Raw genomic sequence first — 24,814 nt, forward strand, 5'->3', positions numbered from 1 at the left:
GGATGAAGGGGCTTGAGAATGCCATCCGCAATCTGAACAGCCTTGATACCCGTATGGTGCCACAGGCCAGCGCATGGGCGATAAACCGTGTGGCACAGAAAGCGGTCTCGGTTACCACCCGGCAGGTTGCCGGGAATACCGTTGCGGGAGATAACCAGGTGAAAGGGATCCCCCTGAAACTGGTACGTCAGCGTGTCCGGGTGTTTAAAGCCAGTCCGTCAGGAAAAATGACGGCCAGGATCCGCGTTAACCGGGGCAATCTGCCTGCCATTAAGCTGGGGACAGCCCGGGTCAGACTGGCCCGGCGTGGTGGAAAACTGCAGTACCGTGGCAGTGTGCTGAAGGTGGGTAAATATCTTTTCCGGGATGCGTTTATTCAGCAACTGGCGAATGGTCGCTGGCATGTGATGCGGCGTATTGATGGCAAAAATCGTTACCCCATTGATGTGGTGAAAATCCCGCTGTCCGGACAGCTGACACAGGCATTTGAAGATGCCCGCGACCGCATCATTGCTGCGGAAATGCCGAAACAGCTGGGGTATGCACTGAAACAACAACTGAGGTTATGGCTGGCCCGATGAACCGACATACACAAATCCGCCAGGTCGTACTGGCACGCCTTCGAGAACAGTGTGGAGACAGCGCCACGTTTTTTGACGGGCTTCCGGCATTTGTTGATGCGCAGGAACTGCCTGCCGTGGCGGTGTGGCTGAGTGATGCTCAGTACACCGGAAAAATGACGGATGAAGATGACTGGCAGGCTGTTCTGCATATTGCTGTCTTCATCCGGGCACAGGCACCGGATTCAGAGCTGGATATGTGGATGGAGAGCACCATTTTCCCGGCCCTGAATGATGTACCAGCACTTTCCGGACTCATCGACACCCTGATCCCACTCGGTTTTAACTATCAACGTGATAATGAGATGGCCACCTGGGCGATGGCGGAAATCACGTACCAGATCACGTACACGAATTAAGGAGGTGGTAATGACCACACCAAATCCACTGGCAAAAACGAAAGGTGCGGGAACGACGTTCTGGATGTATACCGGCAAGGGCGATGCGTTTGCGAACCCTTTATCGGACACTGACTGGCTGCGTCTTGCGATGGTGAAGGATCTGCAACCTGGCGAAATGACCGCTGATGCAGAAGATGACACTTATCTCGATGATGAAGATGCAGACTGGAAAACGACAACCCAGGGGCAGAAATCCGTTGGTGATACTTCGGCGACGCTGGCCTGGCGTCCGGGTGACAGCGGGCAGAAAAAACTGGTTCAGTTGTTCGACTCCGGTGAAGTCTGCGCGTTTCGTATCAAATATCCCAACAGCACTGTTGATGTTTTCCGTGGCTGGCTGAGCTCACTGGGTAAAACCATTGCCTCAAAAGACGTGATGACCCGCACTGTGAAAATCAGCGGTGTGGGGCGTCCGTATCTGGCAGAGGAAGGCACTGAAACCGTGAGCGTTACCGGGCTGACAGTATCACCGGCATCTGCCAGTGTAAAAGTGGGAGCAACCACCACGCTGACCTTTACAGTAAAACCTGACGGAGCCAGTGACAAAGCGATCAGTGTGCATTCGTCAGATCCACAGACTGCCACGGTTACCCTGAACGGACTTGTGGCCACGGTAAAAGGCGTGAAGCAGGGCAGTGTCAGCATTGTGGGCATGACCGCTGACGGGAATTTTGTGGCTGTGGCTGCGGTGACTGTCAGCGCAGCAGGTTAACAGGACGATACTCATCATTTGCCCCGGTTATTCGGGGCTTTTTTGCAGGTGGAGAACATGATGTTTCTGAAACAGGACACGTTTAATTATGAAAAACAGTCCGTGGTGCTCAGTGAGCTGTCCGGGCTGCAGAGAATTGAATATCTGACGTTTGTTCAGCAGCGAACGGCAAAGTTTGATGCCGGGGAGGGAGAACTGCCGGAGGCTGAACGACAGATTGCTTTTCTGCGGATGGGGATGGATATCAATGCCTGGCTGGTTTCCCGCTCACTGTGGAATGCGGAACAGTCTCAGGATGTTGAGACGCTTTACGCATCCGTTATTACAACATGGTCGTATGATGCCCTGGGTGCGGGGGCGGAGATGGTTCTGTCGCTGAGCGGTATGGGGGCCATTGATAATGCCGGGGATTTGGAGCATGAGGTGCTGACGCCGGAAAAGTCCTGACGCGGGAAATGCAGTTTGTCATGCGGCTTGCCCGGGAGTTCCGGCGGGCAGACTGGCGGCGGATGCTGTCGGAAATGTCGGCCACTGAGCTTGGTGAGTGGGGCGATTATTTCCGGATGCAGAGCTTCAGTGATGTGTGGATGGATGCGCAGTTTGCCTCGCTGAAGGCATTGATCGTGAGAATGGTGTCCGGCAGCAGTGATGCTGCGGTGGCTGATTTCAGCCTTTTACCGGAAGAGAACGGGATACCGGAGCGAACGGACGAAGAACTGATGCATCTTGGGGAAGGTATTTCCGGAGGTGTGCGTTATGGACCAGATAGCCAACCTGGTCATTGATTTGGGGATTGATGCGGCAGAGTTTAAAAATGAAATTCCCCGTATCAAAAACCTTCTGAATGGTGCAGCCAGCGATGCAGAACGGTCTTCTGCCCGTATGCAGCGTTTTATGGAGCGTCAGACTCAGGCCGCCCGGCAGACAACGCAGGCGGCGTCTTCGGCTGCAACAGCCGCATCCGTCCATGCGCAGACGGTGGAGAAGAACGCACAGGCTCATGAACGCATGGCCCGCGAGGTGGAGAAAACCCGCCAGCGTATGGAGGCACTGAGCCAGAAAATGCGCGAGGAACAGGCGCAGGCCATGGCTCTGGCGGAGGCTCAGGATAAAGCAGCTGCTGCGTTTTATCGTCAGATTGACAGTGTGAAACAGGCCAGTGCGGGGCTGCAGGAATTACAGCGTATTCAGCAGCAGATCCGACAGGCCAGAAACAGTGGCGGGATTGGTCAGCAGGATTATCTGGCGCTGATTTCTGAGGTTACGGCGAAAACCCGTGTTCTTACGCAGGCTGAGGAAGAGGCTACCCGACAGAAAGTGGCGTTTATCCGTCAGCTTAAAGAGCAGGCAACCCGCCAGAATCTTTCTTCTTCTGAGTTGCTTCGTGCTAAGGCTGCCCAGCTGGGGGTAAGCAGTGCTGCAGAAGTGTATATCCGCAAAATGGAGCAGGCAGGAAAAGCCACGCATTCGCTGGGTCTGAAAAGTGCAGCGGCCCGCCAGGAGATAGGCGTTCTGATAGGTGAACTGGCCCGCGGCAATTTAGGGGCGCTGAGGGGATCCGGGATAACGCTGGCTAACCGTGCCGGATGGATAGACACTCTGATGTCACCGAAAGGCATGATGCTTGGCGGGGTTATTGGCGGTATTGCCGCGTCCGTCTATGGTCTGGGTAAAGCCTGGTATGACGGTCAGAAGGAGGGGGAAGAATTTAACCGCCAGTTGTCGCTGACGGGGCATTATGCCGGAGTCACTGCCGGGCAGCTGTGGACGCTCAGTCGTGCTATTTCCGGGAATGGTATCACGCAACATGCTGCAGCCGGTGCGCTGGCTCAGGTGGTGGGGAGTGGTGCATTTCGTGGAAACGATATCGGTATGGTGGCGAGAGCTGCCGCACAGATGGAGCGATCGGTTGGCCAGTCGGTCAGCGATACCATAAATCAGTTTAAGCGGCTGAAGGATGATCCTGTAAATGCCGCGAAGGCTCTGGACAATGAGCTGCATTTTCTTACTGCCACTCAGCTTGAGCAGATACGTGTCCTTGGGGATCAGGGACGGTCCAGTGATGCTGCACGGATAGCCATGTCTGCACTGGCAGAGGAAACCGGTCGGCGTACTGCGGATATTGATAATAACCTCAATGCGCTTGGCAGTACGCTGAAGTATCTGTCTGATTTGTGGAGTCGTTTCTGGGATGCGGCCATGAATATTGGTCGTGAAGACTCGCTGGATGAACAGATTGCCGCTTTACAGGAGAAAGTGTCGCGGGCGAAAAGACTCCCCTGGACGGCATCATCTTCTCAGGTTGAATACGATCAGCAGCGTCTTAACGATCTTCAGGAGAAAAAACGCCAGAAGGATTTGCAGGATGCAAAAGAGCAGGCAGAGCGGAATTATCAGGAGCAACAGAAACGACGTAATGCTGAAAATGCTGCACTGAACCGGATGAATGAAACGGAAGCAGCACGACATCAGCGTGAAATTGCGCGTATTAATTCCATGCAGTACGCCGATCAGGCTGTCAGGGATGCAGCGATACAACGTGAAAATGAACGTTACGAGAAAGCCCTGGCATCCGGTAAGAAAAAAACACGCGAAACCCGTAATGATGAGGCCACCCGGTTATTGCTGCAGTACAGTCAGCAACAGGCACAGGTGGAAGGACAGATTGCTGCTGCAAGACAGTCAGCAGGCATTGCCACTGAAAAGATGACAGAAGCGCATAAACAGCTTCTGGCTCTGCAGCAGCGCATCAGCGATCTGGACGGGAAAAAACTGACGGCAGATGAAAAGAGTGTGCTGGCCCGTAAAGATGAACTGATTCAGGCACTGACGCTGCTGGATGTAAAACAGCAGGAGCTTCAGAAACAGACGGCACTCAACGATCTGAAGAAAAAAACAATTCAGCTGACCAGTCAACTGGCTGAAGAAGAGCGCGCTCAGCGTCAGCAACATGACCTGGATATCGCCACGGTGGGTATGGGTGATCAGCAGCGGCAGCGATATCAGGTACAACTGAGTCTTCGCCAGAAATACCAGCAACAGCTGGAGCAGTTGAGGCGGGATAGTGAGCAGAAAGGGACATATAACACGGATGACTACAGAAAGGCCGAGCAGGCGCTGACGGAGAGCCTGAACCGACAACTGAATGAGAATCGCCGTTACTGGCAACAGCTTGAAGTTGTGCAGGGTAACTGGAAAAACGGAGTCCTGCGTGCATTTCAGGATTTTACCGTGGATGCAGACAATACGGCAGGAACAGCAGAACAGGTGTTCTCGTCAGCCTTCAGCAACATGGGAAATGGCCTGGCAACTTTTGTCACTACCGGCAAACTCAACTTCAAATCCTTCACCTCTTCGGTGCTGTCAGATATGGCGAAAATCCTGGCGCAGGCAACCATGATGAAATCGATAAAAGGGATTGGCAGTGTACTGGGATTTGATCTCAGCAGCCTTTCCCTGAATGCCAATGGGGGGATTTATCAGTCTGCTGATTTGAGTCGTTACAGTGGCACGGTGGTTAACCGTCCGACGTTTTTTGCTTTTGCAAAAGGCGCGGGTGTGATGGGGGAAGCTGGACCTGAAGCCATTCTGCCACTGCGTCGTGGTGCTGACGGTAAGCTGGGGGTTGTGGCGGATATTGGTGGTTCAGGTATGGCGATGTTTGCCCCGCAGTACAACATCGAGATCAATAACGATGGCACGAACGGGCAGATAGGTCCGGCTGCCCTGAAGGTGGTTTATGACCTTGGGAAAAAAGCGGCAGCGGACTTTATGCAACAGCAGGCCCGTGATGGTGGTCGGTTAAGTGGAGCATATCGGTAATGGAGACGTTTCACTGGAAAGTGCGCCCGGATATGAATGTGGTATCAGAGCCGAAAGTGGTGACAGTGAAGCTGGGCGATGGTTATGAACAGCGTCGTGCGGCGGGACTGAATAACCAGTTGTCGACTTACAGCGTGACGATACGTGTTCGTAAATGTGAACACCCATCTTTAAAAGCCTTTCTGGAACGGCACGGTGGCGTCCGCGCATTTCAGTGGACGCCACCTTATGACTGGAAGCCGATCAGGGTGGTTTGTCGTAAATGGTCGGCAAGCGTGGGGGCGTTGTGGGTAACCATAACGGCAGATTTTGAACAGGTCGTGGCATAGGAGTCTCTGATGCAGGATATTCCACAGGAAACACATCATGAGACGACACGCCTCACTCAGTCAGCCCAGGTGGTGCTCTGGGAAATCGATCTGACAGTGGTCGGTGGAGAACGTTATTTTTTCTGTAATGAGCAGAACGAAAAAGGTGAGCCGGTCACCTGGCAGGGGCGACAGTATCAGGCGTATCCCATTCAGGGGACGGGATTTGAACTGAACGGCAAGGGCAGTGCTGCCCGTCCGACACTGACGGTTTCTAACCTGCACGGCATGGTCACCGGGATGGCGGAAGACCTGCAGAGTCTGGTCGGCGGAACGGTGGTCCGGCGTAAGGTTTACGCCCGTTTTCTGGATGCGGTGAACTTCGTCAACGGAAACAGTGACGCCGATCCGGAGCAGGAGGTGATCAGCCGCTGGCGCATTGAGCAGTGCAGCGAACTGAGCGCGGTGAGTGCCTCCTTTGTACTGTCCACGCCGACGGAAACGGATGGCGCTGTTTTTCCGGGACGTATCATGCTGGCCAACACCTGCACCTGGACCTATCGCGGTGACGAGTGCGGTTATAGCGGTCCGGCTGTCGCGGATGAATATGACCAGCCAACGTCCGATATCACGAAGGATAAATGCAGCAAATGCCTGAGCGGTTGTAAGTTCCGCAATAACGTCGGCAACTTTGGCGGCTTCCTTTCCATTAACAAACTTTCGCAGTAAATCCCATGACACAGACAGAATCAGAGATTCTGGCGCACGCCCGGCGATGTGCGCCAGCGGAGTCGTGCGGCTTCGTGGTAAGCACGCCGGAGGGGGAAAGATATTTCCCCTGCGTGAATATCTCCGGTGAGCCGGAGGCGTATTTCCGTATGTCGCCGGAAGACTGGCTGCAGGCAGAAATGCAGGGTGAGATTGTGGCGCTGGTCCACAGCCACCCCGGTGGTCTGCCCTGGCTGAGTGAGGCCGACCGGCGGCTGCAGGTGCAGAGTGATTTGCCGTGGTGGCTGGTCTGCCGGGGGGCGATTCACAAGTTCCGCTGTGTGCCACATCTTTCCGGGCGGCGCTTTGAGCACGGGGTGACGGACTGTTACACGCTGTTCCGGGATGCTTACCATCTGGCGGGGATTGAGATGCCGGATTTTCATCGCGAGGATGACTGGTGGCGTAACGGTCAGAATCTCTATCTGGATAATCTGGAGGCCACAGGGCTGTATCAGGTGCCGTTGTCAGCGGCGCAGCCGGGCGATGTGCTGCTGTGCTGTTTTGGTTCATCGGTGCCGAATCATGCCGCCATTTACTGTGGTGACAGCGAGCTGCTGCACCATATTCCTGAACAACTGAGCAAACGAGAGAGGTACACCGACAAATGGCAGCGACGCACACACTCCCTCTGGCGTCACCGGGCATGGCACGCATCTGCCTTTACGGGGATTTACAACGATTTGGCCGCCGCATCGACCTTCGAGTGAAAACGGGGTCCGAAGCCATCCGGGCGCTGGCCATGCAGAACCCGGCGTTTCGTCAGAAACTGAGCGACGGCTGGTACCAGGTACGCATTGCCGGGCGTGATGCAGGTGAAACCGAATTGTCTGCCCGTCTTAATGAGCCGCTGGCAAATGGTGCCGTGATCCACATCGTGCCGCGTCTGGCGGGAGCTAAAAGTGGCGGTGTGTTTCAGGTGGTGCTGGGGGCGGCGCTGATTGCGGTGGCATGGTGGAACCCTGTGGGCTGGCTGGGTGCCGCGGCTGTATCGGGCATGTATGCGGCAGGGGCCAGTATGATCCTGGGCGGAGTGGCGCAGATGCTGGCACCGAAAGCCAGGACGCCCACGGCAGCAAGTACAGATAACGGCAAACAGAACACCTATTTCTCGTCACTGGATAACATGGTTGCCCAGGGCAATGTTCTGCCCGTTCTGTACGGTGAAATGCGCGTGGGGTCGCGGGTGGTCTCTCAGGAGATCAGCACGGCAGACGAAGGGGATGGTGGTCAGGTTGTGGTGATTGGTCGCTGATGCAAAACATTTTATGTGAAACCGCCTGCGGGCGGTTTTGTCGTTTATGGAGCGTGACGAATGGGTAAAGGCAGCAGTAAGGGGCATACCCCGCGCGAAGCGAAGGACAACCTGAAATCCACGCAGTTGCTGAGTGTGATTGATGCCATCAGTGAAGGGCCGGTTGAAGGTCCGGTGGATGGATTAAAAAGCGTGCTGCTGAACAGTACGCCGGTGCTGGACAGTGAGGGGAATACCAACATCGTCGGTGTCACGGTGGTGTTCCGGGCTGGTGAGCAGGAGCAGACTCCGCCGGAGGGATTTGAATCCTCCGGCTCCGAGACGGTGCTGGGTACGGAAGTGAAATACGACACGCCGATCACCCGCACCATCACGTCGGCAAACATCGACCGACTGCGCTTTACCTTCGGTGTGCAGGCACTGGTGGAAACCACCTCAAAGGGGGACCGGAATCCGTCGGAAGTTCGCCTGCTGGTTCAGATACAGCGTAATGGTGGCTGGGTGACGGAAAAAGACATCACCATTAAGGGCAAAACCACCTCGCAGTATCTGGCCTCGGTGGTGGTGGATAACCTGCCGCCGCGCCCGTTTAATATCCGGATGCGCAGAATGACGCCGGACAGCACCACAGACCAGCTGCAGAACAAAACGCTCTGGTCGTCATACACCGAAATCATCGATGTGAAACAGTGCTACCCGAACACGGCACTGGTCGGCGTGCAGGTGGATTCGGAGCAGTTCGGCAGCCAGCAGGTGAGCCGTAATTATCATCTTCGCGGGCGCATTCTGCAGGTGCCGTCGAATTATAACCCGCAGACGCGGCAATACAGCGGTATCTGGGACGGAACGTTAAAACCGGCATACAGCAACAACATGGCCTGGTGTCTGTGGGATATGCTGACCCACCCGCGCTACGGCATGGGGAAACGTCTTGGTGCGGCAGATGTGGATAAATGGGCGCTGTATGTCATCGGCCAGAATTGCGACCAGTCGGTGCCGGACGGCTTTGGCGGCACGGAGCCGCGCATCGCCTGTAATGCGTACCTGACCACACAGCGCAAGGCCTGGGATGTGCTCAGTGATTTCTGCTCGGCGATGCGCTGTATGCCGGTATGGAACGGGCAGACGCTGACGTTCGTGCAGGACCGACCGTCGGATAAGGTGTGGACCTATAACCGCAGTAATGTGGTGATGCCGGATGATGGCGCGCCGTTCCGCTACAGCTTCAGCGCCCTGAAGGACCGCCATAATGCCGTTGAGGTGAACTGGATTGACCCGGATAACGGCCAGGAGACGGCGACAGAGCTTGTGGAGGACACGCAGGCCATTGCCCGTTACGGTCGTAACGTCACGAAGATGGATGCCTTTGGCTGTACCAGCCGGGGGCAGGCACACCGCGCCGGGCTGTGGCTGATTAAAACAGAACTGCTGGAAACGCAGACCGTGGATTTCAGCGTCGGCGCAGAAGGGCTTCGCCATGTACCGGGCGATGTTATTGAAATCTGTGATGATGACTATGCCGGTATCAGCACCGGTGGTCGTGTGCTGGCAGTGAACAGCCAGACCCGGACGCTGACGCTCGACCGTGAAATCACGCTGCCATCCTCCGGTACCACGCTGATAAGCCTGGTTGACGGAAGTGGCAATCCGGTCAGCGTGGAGGTTCAGTCCGTCACCGACGGCGTGAAGGTAAAAGTGAGCCGTGTTCCTGACGGTGTTGCTGAATACAGCGTATGGGGGCTGAAGCTGCCGACGCTGCGCCAGCGACTGTTCCGCTGCGTGAGTATCCGTGAGAACGATGACGGCACGTATGCCATCACCGCCGTGCAGCATGTGCCGGAAAAAGAGGCCATCGTGGATAACGGGGCGCACTTTGACGGCGAACAGAGTGGCACGGTGAACGGTGTCACGCCGCCAGCGGTGCAGCACCTGACCGCCGAAGTCACTGCAGACAGCGGGGAATATCAGGTGCTGGCGCGCTGGGACACACCGAAGGTGGTGAAGGGCGTGAGCTTCCTGCTCCGTCTGACCGTAACAGCGGACGACGGCAGTGAGCGGCTGGTCAGCACGGCCCGGACGACGGAAACCACATACCGCTTCACGCAACTGGCGCTGGGGAACTACAGGCTGACAGTCCGGGCGGTAAATGCGTGGGGGCAGCAGGGCGATCCGGCGTCGGTATCGTTCCTGATTGCCGCACCGGCAGCACCGTCGAGGATTGAGCTGACGCCGGGCTATTTTCAGATAACCGCCACGCCGCATCTTGCCGTTTATGACCCGACGGTACAGTTTGAGTTCTGGTTCTCGGAAAAGCGGATTACCGATATCAGGCAGGTTGAAACCACAGCCCGCTATCTTGGTACGGCGCTGTACTGGATAGCCGCCAGTATCAATATCAAACCGGGCCATGATTATTACTTTTATATCCGCAGTGTGAACACCGTTGGCAAATCGGCATTCGTGGAGGCCGTCGGTCGGGCGAGCGATGATGCGGAAGGTTACCTGGATTTTTTCAAAGGCAAGATAACCGAATCCCATCTCGGCAAGGAGCTGCTGGAAAAAGTCGAGCTGACGGAGGATAACGCCAGCAGACTGGAGGAGTTTTCGAAAGAGTGGAAGGACGCCAACGATAAGTGGAATGCCATGTGGGCTGTCAAAATTGAGCAGACCAAAGACGGCAAACATTATGTCGCGGGTATTGGCCTCAGCATGGAGGACACGGAGGAAGGCAAACTGAGTCAGTTTCTGGTTGCCGCTAACCGTATCGCATTTATTGACCCGGCAAACGGGAATGAAACGCCGATGTTTGTGGCGCAGGGCAATCAGATATTCATGAACGACGTGTTCCTGAAGCGCCTGACGGCCCCCACCATTACCAGTGGTGGCAGTCCTCCGGTATTTTCCCTGACATCAGACGGAAAGCTGACCGCTAAAAATGCGGATATCAGTGGCAGTGTGAATGCGAACGCCGGGACGCTCAACAATGTCACGGTAAATGAAAACTGTACGATTAAGGGCATGCTGGAGGCGACTCAGGTCAGAGGTGACTTCGTTAAAGCTGTATCCAAATCATTTCCGAAACAGGCTGGTACGTGGGGTAACACGGAAACACCAAACGGGACGGTTACAGTCACCATCAGCGATGATCATAACTTTGACCGTCAAATCATTATTCCGCCCATTATCTTTAACGGAATAGCGTATAGCGATCCGGGAAGTGGTAATAACCCGGGAGGTACAAGATACACGGGTTATGGTTTTGAAGTTCGCAAAAACGGTGTATTAATCGCATCCAGAGAAACTAAAGGGGCCATTCCCGGTAGCTACAGTGCGGTTATTGATATGCCGAGTGGCAGGGGAAGCGTCACTCTGGAGTTTAAGGTTTTCCATAAAGGCAATCAGTGGGCAGGTAATATCACCGACTGTACGGTGATTGTGACCAAAAAAGCCGCTTCCTGCATCAGTATTCGTTGAAATTGTTATAACCCATATAAGGGCACCAGAAATGGTGTAATGCCGATCAGTTAAGGATCAGTTGACCGATCCAGTGGCTGTGTAAGAATCCGGAAAGAGCCTGTTTAAGATTCTGTGTAAATGCCTTTTCTCAGAAGTGACCGTCCAGGCGGTCACCGAACTCGATAATAAAGCGGCTCATTGCCATTCGCCAGTCCTTCAACGGCATCGTCCATTTCTGGGACGCAGACTGGATTGCCAGCCACACCACTTTTTTCACCGAGTCGTCTGTCGGGAACACTTTACGCTTTTTGAGCGCATGGCGGATCACGCTGTTTAGCGACTCGATGGCATTCGTCGTATAGATCACTTTGCGGATGTCCGTTGGATAAGCGAAGAACGTGGCAAGATTCGGCCAGTTAGCCTGCCAGCTTCGGCTTATCTGAGGATAGCGACAGTCCCAGGCCGCAGCGAACGCTTCCAGTGCCTGCTGGCCTGCCTCTTCCGTGGGAGCCTGATAAATCGCTTTCAGGTCGCGAGTGACGGCTTTGTAGTCCTTCCATGACACGAAGCGCAGGCTGTTGCGCACCATATGCACGATGCATAACTGGATGCGGGCCTTCGGATATACTGTGTTGATGGCATCCGGGAAGCCTTTCAGGCCATCCACACAGGCGATGAGGATATCGTTCAGACCGCGGTTTTTCAGTTCAGTCAGCACATTGAGCCAGAACTTCGCCCCTTCATTTTCGGCCAGCCACATACCCAGCAGTTCTTTCTGACCTTCGATATTGATGCCCAGTGCCAGGAACACCGATTTGTTGATGACGCGACTGTCCTGCCGAACTTTCAGGACGATACAGTCAAGATAAACAATGGGGTAAACAGCATCCAGTGGTCGGTTTTGCCATTCTACAACCTGCTCCATCACGGCATCGGTAACCTTTGATATCAGTGCCGGTGAAACATCTGCGTCATACAGTTCTTTGAACGCAGCAGCTATCTCACGGGTGGTCATCCCTTTGGCATACAACGAGAGGATCTGGTTATCCATCCCGGTAATACGGGTCTGATTTTTCTTTACCAGTTGTGGTTCGAAGGTACCGTCACGATCGCGCGGAGTACGCAGTTCCAGTGGACCGTCGCCTGTGATAACGGTCTTTGTGGAAAAACCGTTGCGGGAGTTAGCTCCTGGTCTGGACTGATTTTTCTCATACCCAGGATGGTGTGTCATCTCTGCATTGAGAGCGGCTTCAACGCTGAGCTTTTTCAGCAGCCGATCAAACTGACTGAGGTCTTCAGGGGTTTTGAGGTTTTTGGCCAGTTCGTTAGCCAGAGCCTGTAACTGTTTTTCGTCCATAAATTAACCTTCATTTGATGCTGGATTGAACATATCAAAATCAGGCAATTACACAAATCTATGTACAGGCTCACATTCCACGAATAACCATATCCTGTCGTTTTTTCCACGAATAATGAGAGTGTTTTCTTTTATCAAAAATCATTTCTTATAACCAGAAAAGGGCAGGAAGCCTGCCCAATTTATGCTGAACTTATGGCGTCACAATATTGAACCAGAATTCAAAATTATCCATATAGCCTAACATTTCGTTGAGTTTCTCTGCATTGCCACTGATTTTGACTTCGCCTTTATCTATCGCTTCTTTCAATGTCTCTTCCTTCAGAACGATTTTATTCAAGACATCGCGGGAGAGAGTGATTGTCGCGTCAGCATCAGATGCTTGCGTACCTGCAGTGTGATTGAGCACACCATTTTCAAGCTCTACTTTATAAGTGCCGCCATCTTCACCGAAATCAAAATTCAATACAGTTTTAGCGTCTGCTGCTTTCTCGCCATTAATGTGCACCGCAAGATAATCAAAGAACATTTCCGGCGTCATTGCGCGTACAGTGTCAGGGCTGGCAGTATTTGGCGTTGGCAGTTTTTGCACGCTGTTACGTAATTCCTGTGCGCCAGTAAGATAGAAATTACGCCACGGCCCGGATTCTGCCTGGTAGCCTAACTGTTCAAGCGCATCGGCTTCCAGATTTCTCGCAGCCTGGTTATTTGGATCGGCAAATACCACCTTGCTGACAACCTGGGCAACCCAGCGGAAATTACCCTGGTCATAATCCTGTTTGGCTTTTTGTAAAATGGCATCAGCACCGCCCATATATTCGACAAATTTCTTCGCAGCGTCTTCTGGCGGCAATTCATCAAGCGTTGCCGGGTTACCATCAAACCAACCGAGATAAAGCACATAAGTTGCTTTCACATCATGACTCACCGAACCGTAATACCCGCGATTCGCCCAGGTGTTAGCAAGCGAGGAGGGTAATTTAAAGTTTGCGGCGATCTCATCGCGGGTCTGCCCCTGATTCGCCATGCGCAGCGTTTGATCGTTGATGTAACGATACAAATCGCGTTGGGTTTTTAGCAGTTTAACGACGTTGTCATTGCCCCAGGTTGGCCAGTGATGCTGAGCGAGAATTATCTCCGCTTTATCACCCCACAAATTGAGTGCCTCGTTGATGTATTTGGACCAGGGAAGAGGTTGACGAATTTTGGCACCACGCAGTGAATAGGTGTTGTGGAGGGTGTGCGTGACATCTTCTGCAGTTTCGATCAGTTTCTTTTCTTCGATAAACCACAACATTTCAGAAGGTGCTTCGGAACCGGGCGCCATCAGAAAATCGTAGGTCAACCCATCGATCGTCTCTTTTTGCCCGGTTTTGGTGATGTAGTTGGTAGGGGCAATCAATGTAACTGTTCCTGCTGACGTTGTTGTTCCCAGCCCGGCTCCAACCTGGCCTTTAGCATCAGGTTTCAATAAGTTGCCGTACATATAACTGGCTCTTCGGCTCATCACATTGCCAGCCATAATATTTTCTGAAACGGCCTCCTCTAAAAAACCGGCTGGTGCATAAATTTTTGTTTTACCTGATTTAACGTCAGCTTCATCAACCACGCCGCGAACGCCACCGTAGTGATCGACATGGCTGTGCGTGTAGATAACTGCCACTACCGGTTTTTGACCACGATTTTTGTAATAAAGATCCATACCCACTTTGGCTGTTTCTGCAGAAACCAGTGGGTCAACGACGGTAATACCTTCTTTACCTTCGATGATGGTCATATTTGATAAATCGAGATTGCGAATTTGATAGACGCCGTCGGTTACTTCAAATAAACCACTGATATTTATCAGTTGCGCCTGACGCCATAAACTTGGGTTAACCGTATCAGGTGCTTTATCGCCTTCTTTTATAAAAGTATATTGCTGTGGATTCCAGATGACGTTCCCTTGTTCACCCTTAATCACCTCCTGAGGTATGGGGGCAATGAATCCTTTATGAGCATCAGTGAAATCGGTGTTATCGGAAAAAGGTAATTGACTATAAAGTGCATTATTCGCTTGTTGGGTGGCTGAGGTGGCCTCTTTTGGTGCTTCCGCGGCAATGAGAGGAAGTGAACTGGTGGTGAATAATCCCATGACTAGCAGACTTTTAGCAATATGATTAAGCTGCATCGCAAGTGTCTCCAGAAAGACTTTATAAAAGAAAGGATATTCCGAGCGAAAATTCTTAGTGAGGGCAAGAATAACTATAATTGGCATTAATAAATCAGCAAGCTGGATGTCGTGAATTTTCTTAATATGATAAGAAATAAAGAATAGATTCTGTATATTACAAGGCAGGTGTTTATTATTGTGGAAGCTAATAGTATATATGCGTTATTAAAATGGCGACGTAAATATCGCTATCTCTTTGCACATCATTTCGCATCAAAGAACACATGACGTTTTCGGCTTGTGCTAATTTTGCTGGCAGTCTTTAAAAAGGAGCATAACAATGCCACATATTGATATTAAGTGTTTTCCCCGTGAACTGGACGAGCAACAAAAAGCGGAACTGGCCGCGGAGATTACCGACGTCATTATTCGCCATCTGAACAGTAAAGAGAGTTCGATCAGCATCGCACTACAGCAGATCCAACCGGAAGCATGGCAAGCTGTCTGGGACAGCGAAATCGCGCCCCAGATGGCGACATTGATCAAAAAACCGGGTTACAGCATGTAGCGCGCTATCCTGCCGTGACGCGTTTACCGCTGGTAACGAAAGTGCCAGCGCCTAAATGGTGAAGGGTGTTGAGTTTATCATCATCAAATTGCCAGCGACCTTCGACAAATACCCGCGCGTCTGCCGCTGCCGACACAACTTCGCCAAATAGAGTATCGTATTTTTCTTGCGCAGAAGTCGCGGGCAGCAGGCGGCATTCCATCCACGCCAGACATTTCTCTTCGACCAACGGTAAACCCAGCACCGGACCTTTCACGACAGGAATGCCGTAACAGTTAAACTTATCTTCATCGCGCCCTGAAACGCTACCTACCGCCCAGGTCCAGTTAGTTGCCGCTACGCCGGGGATCACAATGCCAAACATGCCGCTACGTTCTATCAACTCCCGTGACCAGGTGGATTTATCCACCACAATTGCCACCCGCGGCGGCTCAAATTCTACAGGCATCGACCAGGCTGCGGCCATTACGTTTCGTAACTGGGACAGTTTATCGTGACTGGTAATCAAAATAGTCGGGCCGTGGTTTAACAGACGGCTGGCATGATGCAACTCGACGGGAATAAATCGGCTCACGGTATCGCCTCGCTATGAAGGGGGTTTTAAAAGCGTAGCTCGTAACGCAATAAGCAACGAAATTAACGGGATTGGCGATTTACGAACGTGATGGATGTCCACGAACGCACAAAATAGCCGGTGCTACGTCTAATCCAGGTTATAAGTTGATAAAACCACTTAGGGAAACGCCTGATGACGCCCATTCTGAATCACTATTTTGCCCGCATTAACTGGTCGGGAGCCGTTGCGGTCAACATCGACACGCTGCGCGCATTACACCTGAAACACAATTGCACCATTCCGTTTGAAAACCTCGACGTCTTGCTGCCGAGGGAAATGCAGTTGGATGATCAATCGCTGGAAGATAAGCTGGTCATCGCCCGTCGTGGTGGTTACTGCTTTGAGCAGAATGGCGTGTTTGAGCGGGTGTTACGCGAGTTAGGTTTCAACGTTCGTAGTCTGTTAGGACGCGTGGTGTTATCTAATCCACCATCGTTGCCGCCGCGCACGCACCGTTTGCTGTTGGTGGAGCTGGAAGATGAACGCTGGATTGCCGATGTCGGTTTTGGTGGGCAGACGTTAACCGCGCCGATTCGTTTAGTGCCTGACATCGTGCAAGCCACGCCGCACGGAGAGTATCGCCTGCGACAGGAAAATGACGACTGGATTTTGCAGTTTAATCATCATCAGCACTGGCAGTCGATGTACCGTTTTGATCTCTGTGAACAGCAGCAAAGCGATTATGTGATGGGCAACTTCTGGTCGGCGCACTGGCCGCAATCGCATTTTCGCCATCATTTGCTGATGTGCCGTCATTTGCCAGATGGCGGCAAGCTGACGTTGACCAATTTCCATTTTACCCGTTATGAAAATGGTCACGTAGCAGAGCAGCAGAATTTGCCAGATGTAGCGTCGTTATATGCCGTGATGCAGGAGCAGTTTGGTCTGGGCGTGGATGATGCAAAACATGGTTTCACTGAGGATGAGCTGGCGCAGGTGATGGCAGCATTTGATACGCATCCGGAGGCAGGTAAATAGTTTGTGTCAGAGTGCCGGATGCGGCGTAAACGTCTTATCCGGCCTACATTAGCCAACAGATTCAATAAATTATGATGCGGTTGTAGGCCTGATAAGCGAAGCACATCAGGCAATTTGTTTTTCTGCCATTTATGGCAACGGTTTTAAAGATCAATTGCCCACTCGGCATGAAATAAAATCACCGCCGTACCAGAAATAGTCACTTTCTCCGGCTGGTTATCGCGAATTGTCACCGTCACATCAATCACTCCATCACGACCCAATGCGCGCCCCTGATGGCCTTTAACACGCAATACATTGCCATCGTGGGGTAACACGTTGTGATGCACCAGCCATGCGCCCATCGGGCCGTTGGCATTGCCGGTAACCGGATCTTCCACAATGCCAATTGCAGGCGAGAACATGCGTCCATCGGTTTCATTTTTACCAGGGCGGATCTGGAAGGGGAAAAAACCATTACAGCCAATCTGTTTACTGATGGCAGTCAGCGCAGCAAGGTCTGGTGAAAGGGCATCGATATCCACTTCCGGCTTCAACGGGATCATCACTTTTGAGTGTCCGGTAGTCGCCACCTGGATCGGCAAACCGGGCAGAATGTCGTCTTCAGTGAGATGAAGCGCGTTGATAATCGCCGCACGTGTTTCGCCTTCCAGCGGTGGCTCAAAGCCAGGGGAACCTTGTTCCAGCGAAATACGATAATCATCGTTATGTTTTTCGATAGTCACGCGGTGCTTTCCCGCCAGTGACGTTTGCCAGACGGTGCAATTCCCCAAACCTGATACCTTCGAACGCACATAGTGCGCCGCCACGGTCGCGTGACCGCAAATCGGCACTTCAACCGTTGGCGTAAAGTAGCGAATGCGCACATCGCTGTCGTCGCTGTGCAGCAGAAAAGCGGTTTCAGAATGGCCTAATTCGCGGGCGATAAGCTGCATTTGCGCTTCGCTGAGATCATCGGCAGGGAAAACAACACCGGCAGAATTGCCGCGAAACGGTTGAGAGGTAAAAGCATCGACGTGGTAAACCTGCGGTTTCATTAACGTTCTCCTGTGGCTGGAGAACTAGCATAGCCTGCAAGTGGCCGGAGAGCGAAGGGCTAATCCGGCCAACGTGAGAATCAACGCCGCGAGCGCACAATCTGATACCGACGGGTAAAGTACTCAAACGGCGCACTCCACACATGCACCAGTCGGGTGAACGGGAAGAGCAGGAAGATGGTCATTCCTAACACCAGATGAACGCGGAAGATATAAGCCACACCATCAAGATGTGTCGATGCACCGCCCTGGAAAGTGACGATGCTTTGCGCCCAGCCCACCAGCTTCATCATTTCGCTGCCGTCCGGATGTTGTGCTGAAAAGGGAATGGTGGTTAACCCCAGAATGCACTGAATTAACAAAATGGCGAGGATCAGGATATCCGCACCAGAAGACGTCGCCCTGATACGCGGATTCGTTAAACGGCGTACCAGCAACCCCGCTCCGCCAATCAGTGTCAGCACACCGCAAATACCACCGAGGATCATCGCCATCTGCTGTTTTACCGCCACTGGCAGAAACCATGCGTACATCCAGTGTGGCGTTAGCATGCCAAACAAATGGCCGAAGAAGATCCCCAGAATGCCGATATGGAACAAGTTCGACCACAGCACCATTCCACGTTTATCCAACATCTGGCTGGAGGAGGCACGCCAGGTGTACTGTCCGTAATCGTAGCGCAGCCAGCTTCCGAGGATAAAAACCGTGCCACACAAGTACGGGTAGATATCGTAAAAAAAGACGTTCAGATACTGAATCATTTCCCACCTCCCGCACTGATGTCGACATACTGCGGTGCGACATCCTGGCTAAAGCGTCGCTGATATTGATTAAGCGGCGAGCTGTCACACGCCGTGGCGTTATCTTCAATAAACTTCACCTGTTCCTCTTCCCACACTGCATCCAGCGCCTGACGGGTGTCGTCGCGCTCCTCGCTGCGTATCTGTTTTGTGACACTGTCACTTGAAAGAGTACTTCCCGCCAGATGCAGCAGGGCGTCAAACAACGGATACCACGGTGCCTCGCGTTGTTTTAAGCGTCCGCCAAGCAGGGCGAGGATTGGCGCAACGTTGAGCAAACCTTCTTTAGCCTGGTCATCCGGCAGCACACTTAAATACTCCAGATACAGCGGCAGATAATCAGGCAGCTCGCGACAATTTAGTTGCAGGCCGACTTTTTCATACTCCGCCAGCAGATCTACCATTGCCTGACCGCGATTGCGGGACTCGGCATGAACATGTTCGAATAGCAGCAGCGAAGTGGTACGTCCACGGTCAAACACTTCACACCATTCAGCCTGTTTATCCAACAGCGGTGCATTGAGCAGGTCGCAGGTGAAATCGGTGAGCATCGGCGCGTTACGGTGAATCAGCGCCAGTGCGTCGTCTTTGTTCTCCCATAGCAGCTCGTCCGGATACTCCATCAACAAGCCGATCACTTTGAGGATTTGCATTATTCCCCCTCCGCTTTATTGCGTACTTCGGTAATGTCGATGGCATCGATCCGGCTACTGTTGAACAGGTTGAATTTGGTATCAGAGCCGTGGCAACCGTCGCCAAAGGTAAAGCCACAGCCGTTACGCTCTCCAAACGCATCACCCGCCATTTCCCGATGACTGGTTGGGATGACAAACCGATCTTCATAGTTGGCGATAGCGAGATAGCGATACATATCTTCGACCTGGGCGACGCTCAAACCCACTTCGTCAATTGCGCGGGTATCAGTTACGCCTTCTACGGTTTGCGAACGCATATAGTGGCGCATCGCCATCATCCGTTTCAGTGCCCGTAGTACAGGGCCGGTATCACCCGCACTTAACATATTGGCGAGGTATTGCACCGGAATACGCAGGCTTTCGATGGCCGGCAGCACGCCTTCGCTTTTGGGCAGTCCGCCCGCGTCGGCGTAAGACTGAATGGGTGACAGCGGTGGCACATACCAGACCATCGGCAGGGTGCGATATTCAGGGTGCAGCGGCAGCGCCAGTTTCCAGTCCATTGCCATTTTGTAAACCGGCGAACGCTGGGCGGCGTCAATCACGTTGTGTGGGATACCTTGCTTCAGGGCTTCTTCGATCACCGAGGGATCGTGCGGATCGAGGAACACTTCGCACTGGCGCTCATAGAGATCAACTTCACGTTCCGTGCTCGCCGCTTCTTCGATGCGGTCGGCGTCGTAGAGCAGCACACCAAGATATCGAATGCGACCTACGCAGGTCTCGGAGCAGACCGTTGGCTGTCCGGACTCAATTCGCGGATAACAGAAGATGCATTTTTCTGACTTGCCGCTTTTCCAGTTAAAGTAGATTTTTTTGTACGGACAACCGCTGATGCATAAGCGCCAGCCACGACATTTGTCCTGGTCGATCAGCACAATGCCGTCTTCTTCGCGTTTATAGATAGCGCCGCTGGGGCAGGTCGCCACACAGCTTGGGTTAAGGCAGTGTTCGCACAAGCGCGGCAAATACATCATGAAGGTATTTTCAAACTGACCGTACATCTCCTTTTGCATGGCGTCGAAGTTGCGGTCGCGGGCGCGTTTTTCGAACTCTCCGCCCAGCAGTTCTTCCCAGTTTGGCCCCCAGATCACTTTGTCCATCCGTTTGCCGTCGATCAGCGAACGTGGACGCGCAGTGGGAATGTGTTTACCTTCCGGCGCGCTATGCAAATGTTCATAGTCGAAGGTAAAAGGTTCGTAGTAGTCGTCGATCTGCGGTATCACCGGATTGGCAAAGATTTTGGTTATCACGCCCATTTTGCTGCCCAGCCGCGGGCGGATCTTGCCATTGACATCGCGAACCCAGCCGCCTTGCCACTCTTCCTGATCTTCCCAGTTTTTCGGGTAACCAATGCCCGGTTTGGTTTCGACGTTATTAAACCACGCGTACTCCATACCTTCGCGTCCAGTCCAGACGTTTTTACAGGTCACCGAACAGGTGTGACAGCCGATACATTTATCGAGGTTAAGCACCATGCCGACTTGCGAACGTATTTTCATTTTTTCGCCTCCTGTACCTGATCGCGACCTTCATCATCCAGCCAGTTCACGTTCTTCATCTTGCGGATCATGATGAACTCGTCGCGGTTCGAGCCGACGGTGCCGTAGTAGTTAAAGCCCCAGGCCAGTTGCGCGTAACCGCCAATCATATGCGTCGGTTTCGGACAAACGCGGGTGACCGAGTTGTGAATACCGCCGCGCATTCCGGTCACTTCCGAGCCGGGGATATTCATAATCCGTTCCTGAGCGTGATACATCATGGTCATGCCCGGCGGTACACGCTGGCTGACTACCGCGCGGGCAGTCAGCGCACCGTTGGCGTTAAAGACCTCCACCCAGTCGTTATCAACAATAGTCAGTTCACGGGCATCGGTTTCGCTGATCCAGATAATCGGTCCACCGCGTGAGAGCGTCAGCATCAACAGGTTTTCACTATAAGTGGAGTGAATGCCCCATTTCTGATGCGGTGTCAGGAAGTTAAGGGCTTTTTCCGGAAAGCCGTTTGGTGGGATCTGGCGCATTTCGCTAACGCTACGGGTGTCGATAGGTGGGCGATAAGCCACCAGACTTTCGCCAAAGGCACGCATCCACGGGTGATCCTGATAGAGCTGCTGACGGCCAGATAACGTGCGCCACGGAATTAACTCGTGAACGTTGGTGTATCCCGCATTGTAGGAGACGTGATCGCTTTCCAGGCCAGACCAGGTCGGGCTGGAGATGATTTTACGCGGCTGCGCCTGAATATCGCGGAAGCGAATCTTTTCATCTTCTTTATGCCGCGCCAGATGAGTATGTTCGCGTCCGGTGATCTCACCCAGCGCCTGCCAGGCTTTTACCGCAACATGGCCGTTGGTTTCCGGTGCCAGCGCCAGAATCACTTCCGATGCATCAATGGCGGTATCAATCAGCGGACGCCCCTGAGCCGGGCCATCGCGTTTGGTGTAATTGAGTTTGCCGAGGAAATCGATTTCATCCTGGGTATTCCATGAAATACCTTTACCACCGTTGCCGAGTTTGTCCATCAACGGCCCCAGCGAGGTAAAGCGTTCGTAGGTAGCAGGGTAGTCGCGCTCCACCGCCACAATATTAGGCGCAGTCTTGCCGGGGATCAGATCGCATTCACCTTTGCGCCAGTCGAGCACTTCGCAAGGTTGGGATAGCTCTGCCGGAGAGTCGTGTAACAATGGCTGAAGTACCACGTCAGTTTCTTTGCCGAGATGGCCCACGCACACTTGCGAGAACGCTTTGGCGATACCCTTGTAGATTTCCCAGTCGCTGCGTGATTCCCAGGCGGGATCGACCGCTGCAGAAAGTGGATGAATAAACGGATGCATATCCGAGGTATTCATATCGTCTTTCTCATACCACGTGGCGGTAGGCAGGACGATATCGGAAAACAGGCAGGTGCTGGACATACGGAAATCGAGCGTTACCAGCAGGTCGAGCTTTCCCTCTATCGCGGCGGTTTGCCACTCTACTTCTTCCGGTTGAATTCCCTCCGTCGGCCCAAGTTCTTGCCCCTGAATGCCACTTTCCGTACCCAGCAGATATTTCTGCATATACTCGTGACCCTTGCCGGAGGAGCCAAGCAGGTTAGAGCGCCAGACAAACAGGTTACGCGGATGATTGCTGCCGTTGTCCGACTGTTCGCAGGCCATGCGTAACTCGCCTGACTTCAACGCCTGAGCGGTAAATTCGGCGGGTGATAATCCGGCCTTATCGGCTTCGGCTTTCAGCCCGAGCGGGTTACGCCCCAGTTGCGGCGCGGAAGGTAGCCAACCCATGCGTTCAGCGCGAACGTTGAAATCAATCAGATGACCGCTGTATTTACTGGCATCGGCCAGCGGTGAGAGCAGTTCCTGGGCGGTGACTTTTTCATAGCGCCATTGGCTGGAGTGATTGTAGAAAAACGAAGTGCTGTTCATCTGGCGCGGTGGCCGGTTCCAGTCCAGCGCAAATGCCAGCGGCAGCCAGCCGGTTTGCGGGCGCAGTTTTTCCTGACCAACGTAATGCGCCCAGCCGCCGCCGCTTTGCCCGACACAACCGCAGAAAATCAACATATTGATCATCCCACGGTAGTTCATATCCATGTGATACCAGTGGTTAACGCCAGCACCGAGGATAATCATCGAGCGCCCGTGGGTTTTATGGGCGGTATCGGCAAATTCACGGGCTATGGTTTCAATATACTGGCGCGGTACACCGGTAATTTGCTCACCCCAGGCCGGGGTGTAGGCTTTGATTTCATCGTAATCTTTCGCGCTGTTTTCGTCCTCCAGCCCGCGATCGAGGCCGTAGTTTGCCAGCACCAGATCATAAACGCTGACGACCGGACAGGTGTTGCCATCGGCTAATGTCAGGTTTTTAACAGGTAACTGACGCACCAGGACGGGTTCGTGTTTTACGCTGCGAAAATGCGGATTTTCAATGCCGCCAAAGTAGGGGAAAGCCACGCCAGCGACAGCGTCGTGTTGGCCGAGCAGGGTTAATGACAAATCGGTTTCTGCACCTGCGGCAATGGATTCCAGATTCCATTTGCCTTTTTCGCCCCAGCGAAAGCCAATCGAACCGTTGGGCACGACCAGTTCACCTGCGGTATTAAATGCCACAGTTTTCCACTGCGGGTTATTGCTTTCACCCAGTCCATCCACCAGATCGGACGCGCGAATCATTCGTCCGGGAACGTAGCTGCCATCGTCACGCGGTTCCAGCATCACCAGCATCGGCATATCGCTGTAGCGGCGGCAGTAGTTGATAAAGTAATCGCTGGGATTATCGAGATGAAACTCTTTTAAAATCACATGCCCCATCGCCATCGCCAGCGCGCTATCGGTGCCTTGCTTCGGAGCCAGCCACTGGTCGCACAGTTTCGCCACCTCCGAGTAGTCAGGAGTAATGGCGATAGTTTTGGTGCCTTTGTAGCGTACTTCAGTAAAGAAGTGGGCGTCTGGCGTGCGTGTCTGCGGTACGTTAGACCCCCAGGCGATGATATAGCTGGAGTTATACCAGTCGGCAGATTCAGGGACGTCGGTTTGCTCGCCCCAGGTCATCGGTGAGGCGGGTGGCAGGTCGCAATACCAGTCATAGAAACTTAAGCAGGTGCCGCCGAGTAGTGACAGATAGCGTGTTCCTGCGGCGTAAGAGACCATCGACATTGCCGGAATCGGAGAGAATCCGGCAACACGATCCGGCCCGTAAGTTTTGATAGTCCAGACGTTAGCAGCGGCAATCAGTTGATTCAGCTCCTGCCAGTTAGAGCGGATAAACCCGCCGCGTCCGCGCACCTGTTTGTAGCTTAAGCACTTTTGCGGGTCATGCATAATTGATTCCCACGCCAGCACCGGATCGCTGTGCTGTTTAAGTGCTTCGCGCCACAATTCGATTAACCGCTTACGAATTAGTGGGTATTTCAGGCGATTGGCGCTGTAGAGATACCATGAGTAGCTTGCGCCGCGTGGGCAGCCGCGGGGTTCATGATTAGGCAGGTCAGGGCGGGTACGCGGGTAGTCGGTCTGCTGGATTTCCCACGTTACCAGGCCGTTTTTGACATAGATTTTCCAGCTACAGGAGCCAGTACAGTTAACGCCGTGGGTGGAGCGCACGATTTTGTCGAATTGCCAACGTTGTCGATAGCTGTCCTCCCAGTCGCGGTTGCTATGCATCACCTGTCCGTGGCCATCGGCAAAGGTTTCGCCCTTTTGTTTGAAGTAGCGAAAGCGATCCAAAAGTTTACTCATGACATGACTCCTGCTCCAGGAATGATTTGG

Annotated in this window: 21 protein-coding genes; 13 read left to right on the forward strand and 8 right to left on the reverse strand. The window is 53.2% G+C overall.

Annotated elements, in window-relative coordinates; genetic code table 11:
- The first annotated feature begins 2 nt into the window (after nt 1–2).
- Genes C1192_RS04625 through gpJ form a run of 11 tightly spaced genes read left to right on the forward strand, consistent with a single transcriptional unit; the run spans nt 3 to nt 11,360 of the window.
- Entirely contained in the window at nt 3–581 is a 579-nt protein-coding gene (locus tag C1192_RS04625) for a phage tail protein (protein ID WP_038355903.1), read from the forward strand.
- Nucleotides 578–979 (forward strand): phage minor tail U family protein, encoded by a 402-nt coding sequence (locus C1192_RS04630; RefSeq protein ID WP_001079419.1) that lies wholly within the window; start codon nt 578–580, stop codon nt 977–979. Before C1192_RS04625 ends, C1192_RS04630 begins: the two co-directional genes overlap by 4 nt.
- Nucleotides 980–989: 10 nt before the next feature.
- On the forward strand, nt 990–1,733 hold the full coding sequence (locus tag C1192_RS04635; RefSeq protein WP_038355904.1) for a phage tail protein: 744 nt from the start codon (nt 990–992) through the stop codon (nt 1,731–1,733).
- Nucleotides 1,734–1,793: 60 nt separating this feature from the next.
- Nucleotides 1,794–2,180, forward strand: a complete 387-nt coding sequence (gene gpG, locus C1192_RS04640) for a phage tail assembly chaperone G (protein WP_001370402.1) — start codon at nt 1,794–1,796, stop codon at nt 2,178–2,180.
- Nucleotides 2,181–2,188: 8 nt separating this feature from the next.
- The gene (locus C1192_RS04645) at nt 2,189–2,518 is read left to right on the forward strand and encodes a phage tail assembly protein T (protein WP_001161009.1); all 330 of its coding nucleotides are present in this window, start codon (nt 2,189–2,191) and stop codon (nt 2,516–2,518) included.
- A complete protein-coding gene (locus C1192_RS04650) occupies nt 2,490–5,555 on the forward strand; it encodes a phage tail tape measure protein (protein ID WP_038355905.1) in 3,066 nt (1,021 codons plus the stop codon). The genes C1192_RS04645 and C1192_RS04650 overlap by 29 nt, the downstream gene beginning before the upstream one ends.
- Entirely contained in the window at nt 5,555–5,884 is a 330-nt protein-coding gene (locus C1192_RS04655; RefSeq protein ID WP_000447253.1) for a phage tail protein, read from the forward strand. The genes C1192_RS04650 and C1192_RS04655 overlap by 1 nt, the downstream gene beginning before the upstream one ends.
- Before the next feature lie 9 nt (nt 5,885–5,893).
- Complete coding sequence (locus C1192_RS04660) at nt 5,894–6,592, forward strand: phage minor tail protein L (protein ID WP_032215552.1); 699 nt, start codon at nt 5,894–5,896, stop codon at nt 6,590–6,592.
- 5 nt (nt 6,593–6,597) lie between these two features.
- Nucleotides 6,598–7,341: a C40 family peptidase gene (locus C1192_RS04665; protein ID WP_038355906.1), complete on the forward strand. Its 744-nt coding sequence runs from the start codon at nt 6,598–6,600 to the stop codon at nt 7,339–7,341.
- On the forward strand, nt 7,239–7,886 hold the full coding sequence (locus C1192_RS04670; protein WP_001399694.1) for a tail assembly protein: 648 nt from the start codon (nt 7,239–7,241) through the stop codon (nt 7,884–7,886). The genes C1192_RS04665 and C1192_RS04670 overlap by 103 nt, the downstream gene beginning before the upstream one ends.
- Nucleotides 7,887–7,946: 60 nt before the next feature.
- Nucleotides 7,947–11,360, forward strand: coding sequence for a phage attachment tail tip protein J (gene gpJ, locus C1192_RS04675; protein WP_038355907.1), 3,414 nt, complete (start codon nt 7,947–7,949; stop codon nt 11,358–11,360).
- Between the two features lie 130 nt (nt 11,361–11,490).
- On the opposite strand, the gene C1192_RS04680 is transcribed toward gpJ, so the two are convergent.
- Entirely contained in the window at nt 11,491–12,699 is a 1,209-nt protein-coding gene (locus C1192_RS04680; RefSeq protein ID WP_103194764.1) for an IS256-like element IS1414 family transposase, read from the reverse strand.
- Between the two features lie 193 nt (nt 12,700–12,892).
- On the reverse strand, nt 12,893–14,869 hold the full coding sequence (locus C1192_RS04685) for an alkyl/aryl-sulfatase (protein WP_038355856.1): 1,977 nt from the start codon (nt 14,867–14,869) through the stop codon (nt 12,893–12,895).
- A 322-nt stretch (nt 14,870–15,191) separates the two neighbouring features.
- Between C1192_RS04685 and pptA the strand changes: the two genes are divergently transcribed.
- Entirely contained in the window at nt 15,192–15,419 is a 228-nt protein-coding gene (pptA, locus tag C1192_RS04690) for a tautomerase PptA (protein WP_001120151.1), read from the forward strand.
- A gap of 4 nt (nt 15,420–15,423) precedes the next feature.
- Here pptA and C1192_RS04695 read toward each other — a convergent pair whose 3' ends face one another.
- Nucleotides 15,424–15,993, reverse strand: a complete 570-nt coding sequence (locus tag C1192_RS04695) for a flavin reductase family protein (RefSeq protein ID WP_000085920.1) — start codon at nt 15,991–15,993, stop codon at nt 15,424–15,426.
- Between the two features lie 174 nt (nt 15,994–16,167).
- Between C1192_RS04695 and nhoA the strand changes: the two genes are divergently transcribed.
- Entirely contained in the window at nt 16,168–17,013 is an 846-nt protein-coding gene (gene nhoA / locus C1192_RS04700; protein WP_038355857.1) for an N-hydroxyarylamine O-acetyltransferase, read from the forward strand.
- A gap of 143 nt (nt 17,014–17,156) precedes the next feature.
- Here nhoA and C1192_RS04705 read toward each other — a convergent pair whose 3' ends face one another.
- The 5 genes from C1192_RS04705 to narZ all read right to left on the reverse strand — a co-directional run bounded on the left by C1192_RS04705 (nt 17,157) and on the right by narZ (nt 24,784).
- Complete coding sequence (locus tag C1192_RS04705) at nt 17,157–18,050, reverse strand: PhzF family isomerase (RefSeq protein WP_000804361.1); 894 nt, start codon at nt 18,048–18,050, stop codon at nt 17,157–17,159.
- Nucleotides 18,051–18,130: 80 nt separating this feature from the next.
- Nucleotides 18,131–18,811 (reverse strand): respiratory nitrate reductase subunit gamma, encoded by a 681-nt coding sequence (gene narI / locus C1192_RS04710; protein ID WP_000617141.1) that lies wholly within the window; start codon nt 18,809–18,811, stop codon nt 18,131–18,133.
- The gene (gene narW / locus C1192_RS04715; RefSeq protein ID WP_038355858.1) at nt 18,808–19,503 is read right to left on the reverse strand and encodes a nitrate reductase molybdenum cofactor assembly chaperone; all 696 of its coding nucleotides are present in this window, start codon (nt 19,501–19,503) and stop codon (nt 18,808–18,810) included. The genes narI and narW overlap by 4 nt, the downstream gene beginning before the upstream one ends.
- A complete protein-coding gene (narH, locus tag C1192_RS04720) occupies nt 19,503–21,047 on the reverse strand; it encodes a nitrate reductase subunit beta (RefSeq protein ID WP_000702537.1) in 1,545 nt (514 codons plus the stop codon). The genes narW and narH overlap by 1 nt, the downstream gene beginning before the upstream one ends.
- The gene (gene narZ, locus C1192_RS04725; protein ID WP_038355859.1) at nt 21,044–24,784 is read right to left on the reverse strand and encodes a nitrate reductase Z subunit alpha; all 3,741 of its coding nucleotides are present in this window, start codon (nt 24,782–24,784) and stop codon (nt 21,044–21,046) included. Before narZ ends, narH begins: the two co-directional genes overlap by 4 nt.
- Nucleotides 24,785–24,814: the final 30 nt, after the last annotated feature.

Source organism: Escherichia marmotae, assembly GCF_002900365.1.
GTDB lineage: Bacteria > Pseudomonadota > Gammaproteobacteria > Enterobacterales > Enterobacteriaceae > Escherichia > Escherichia marmotae.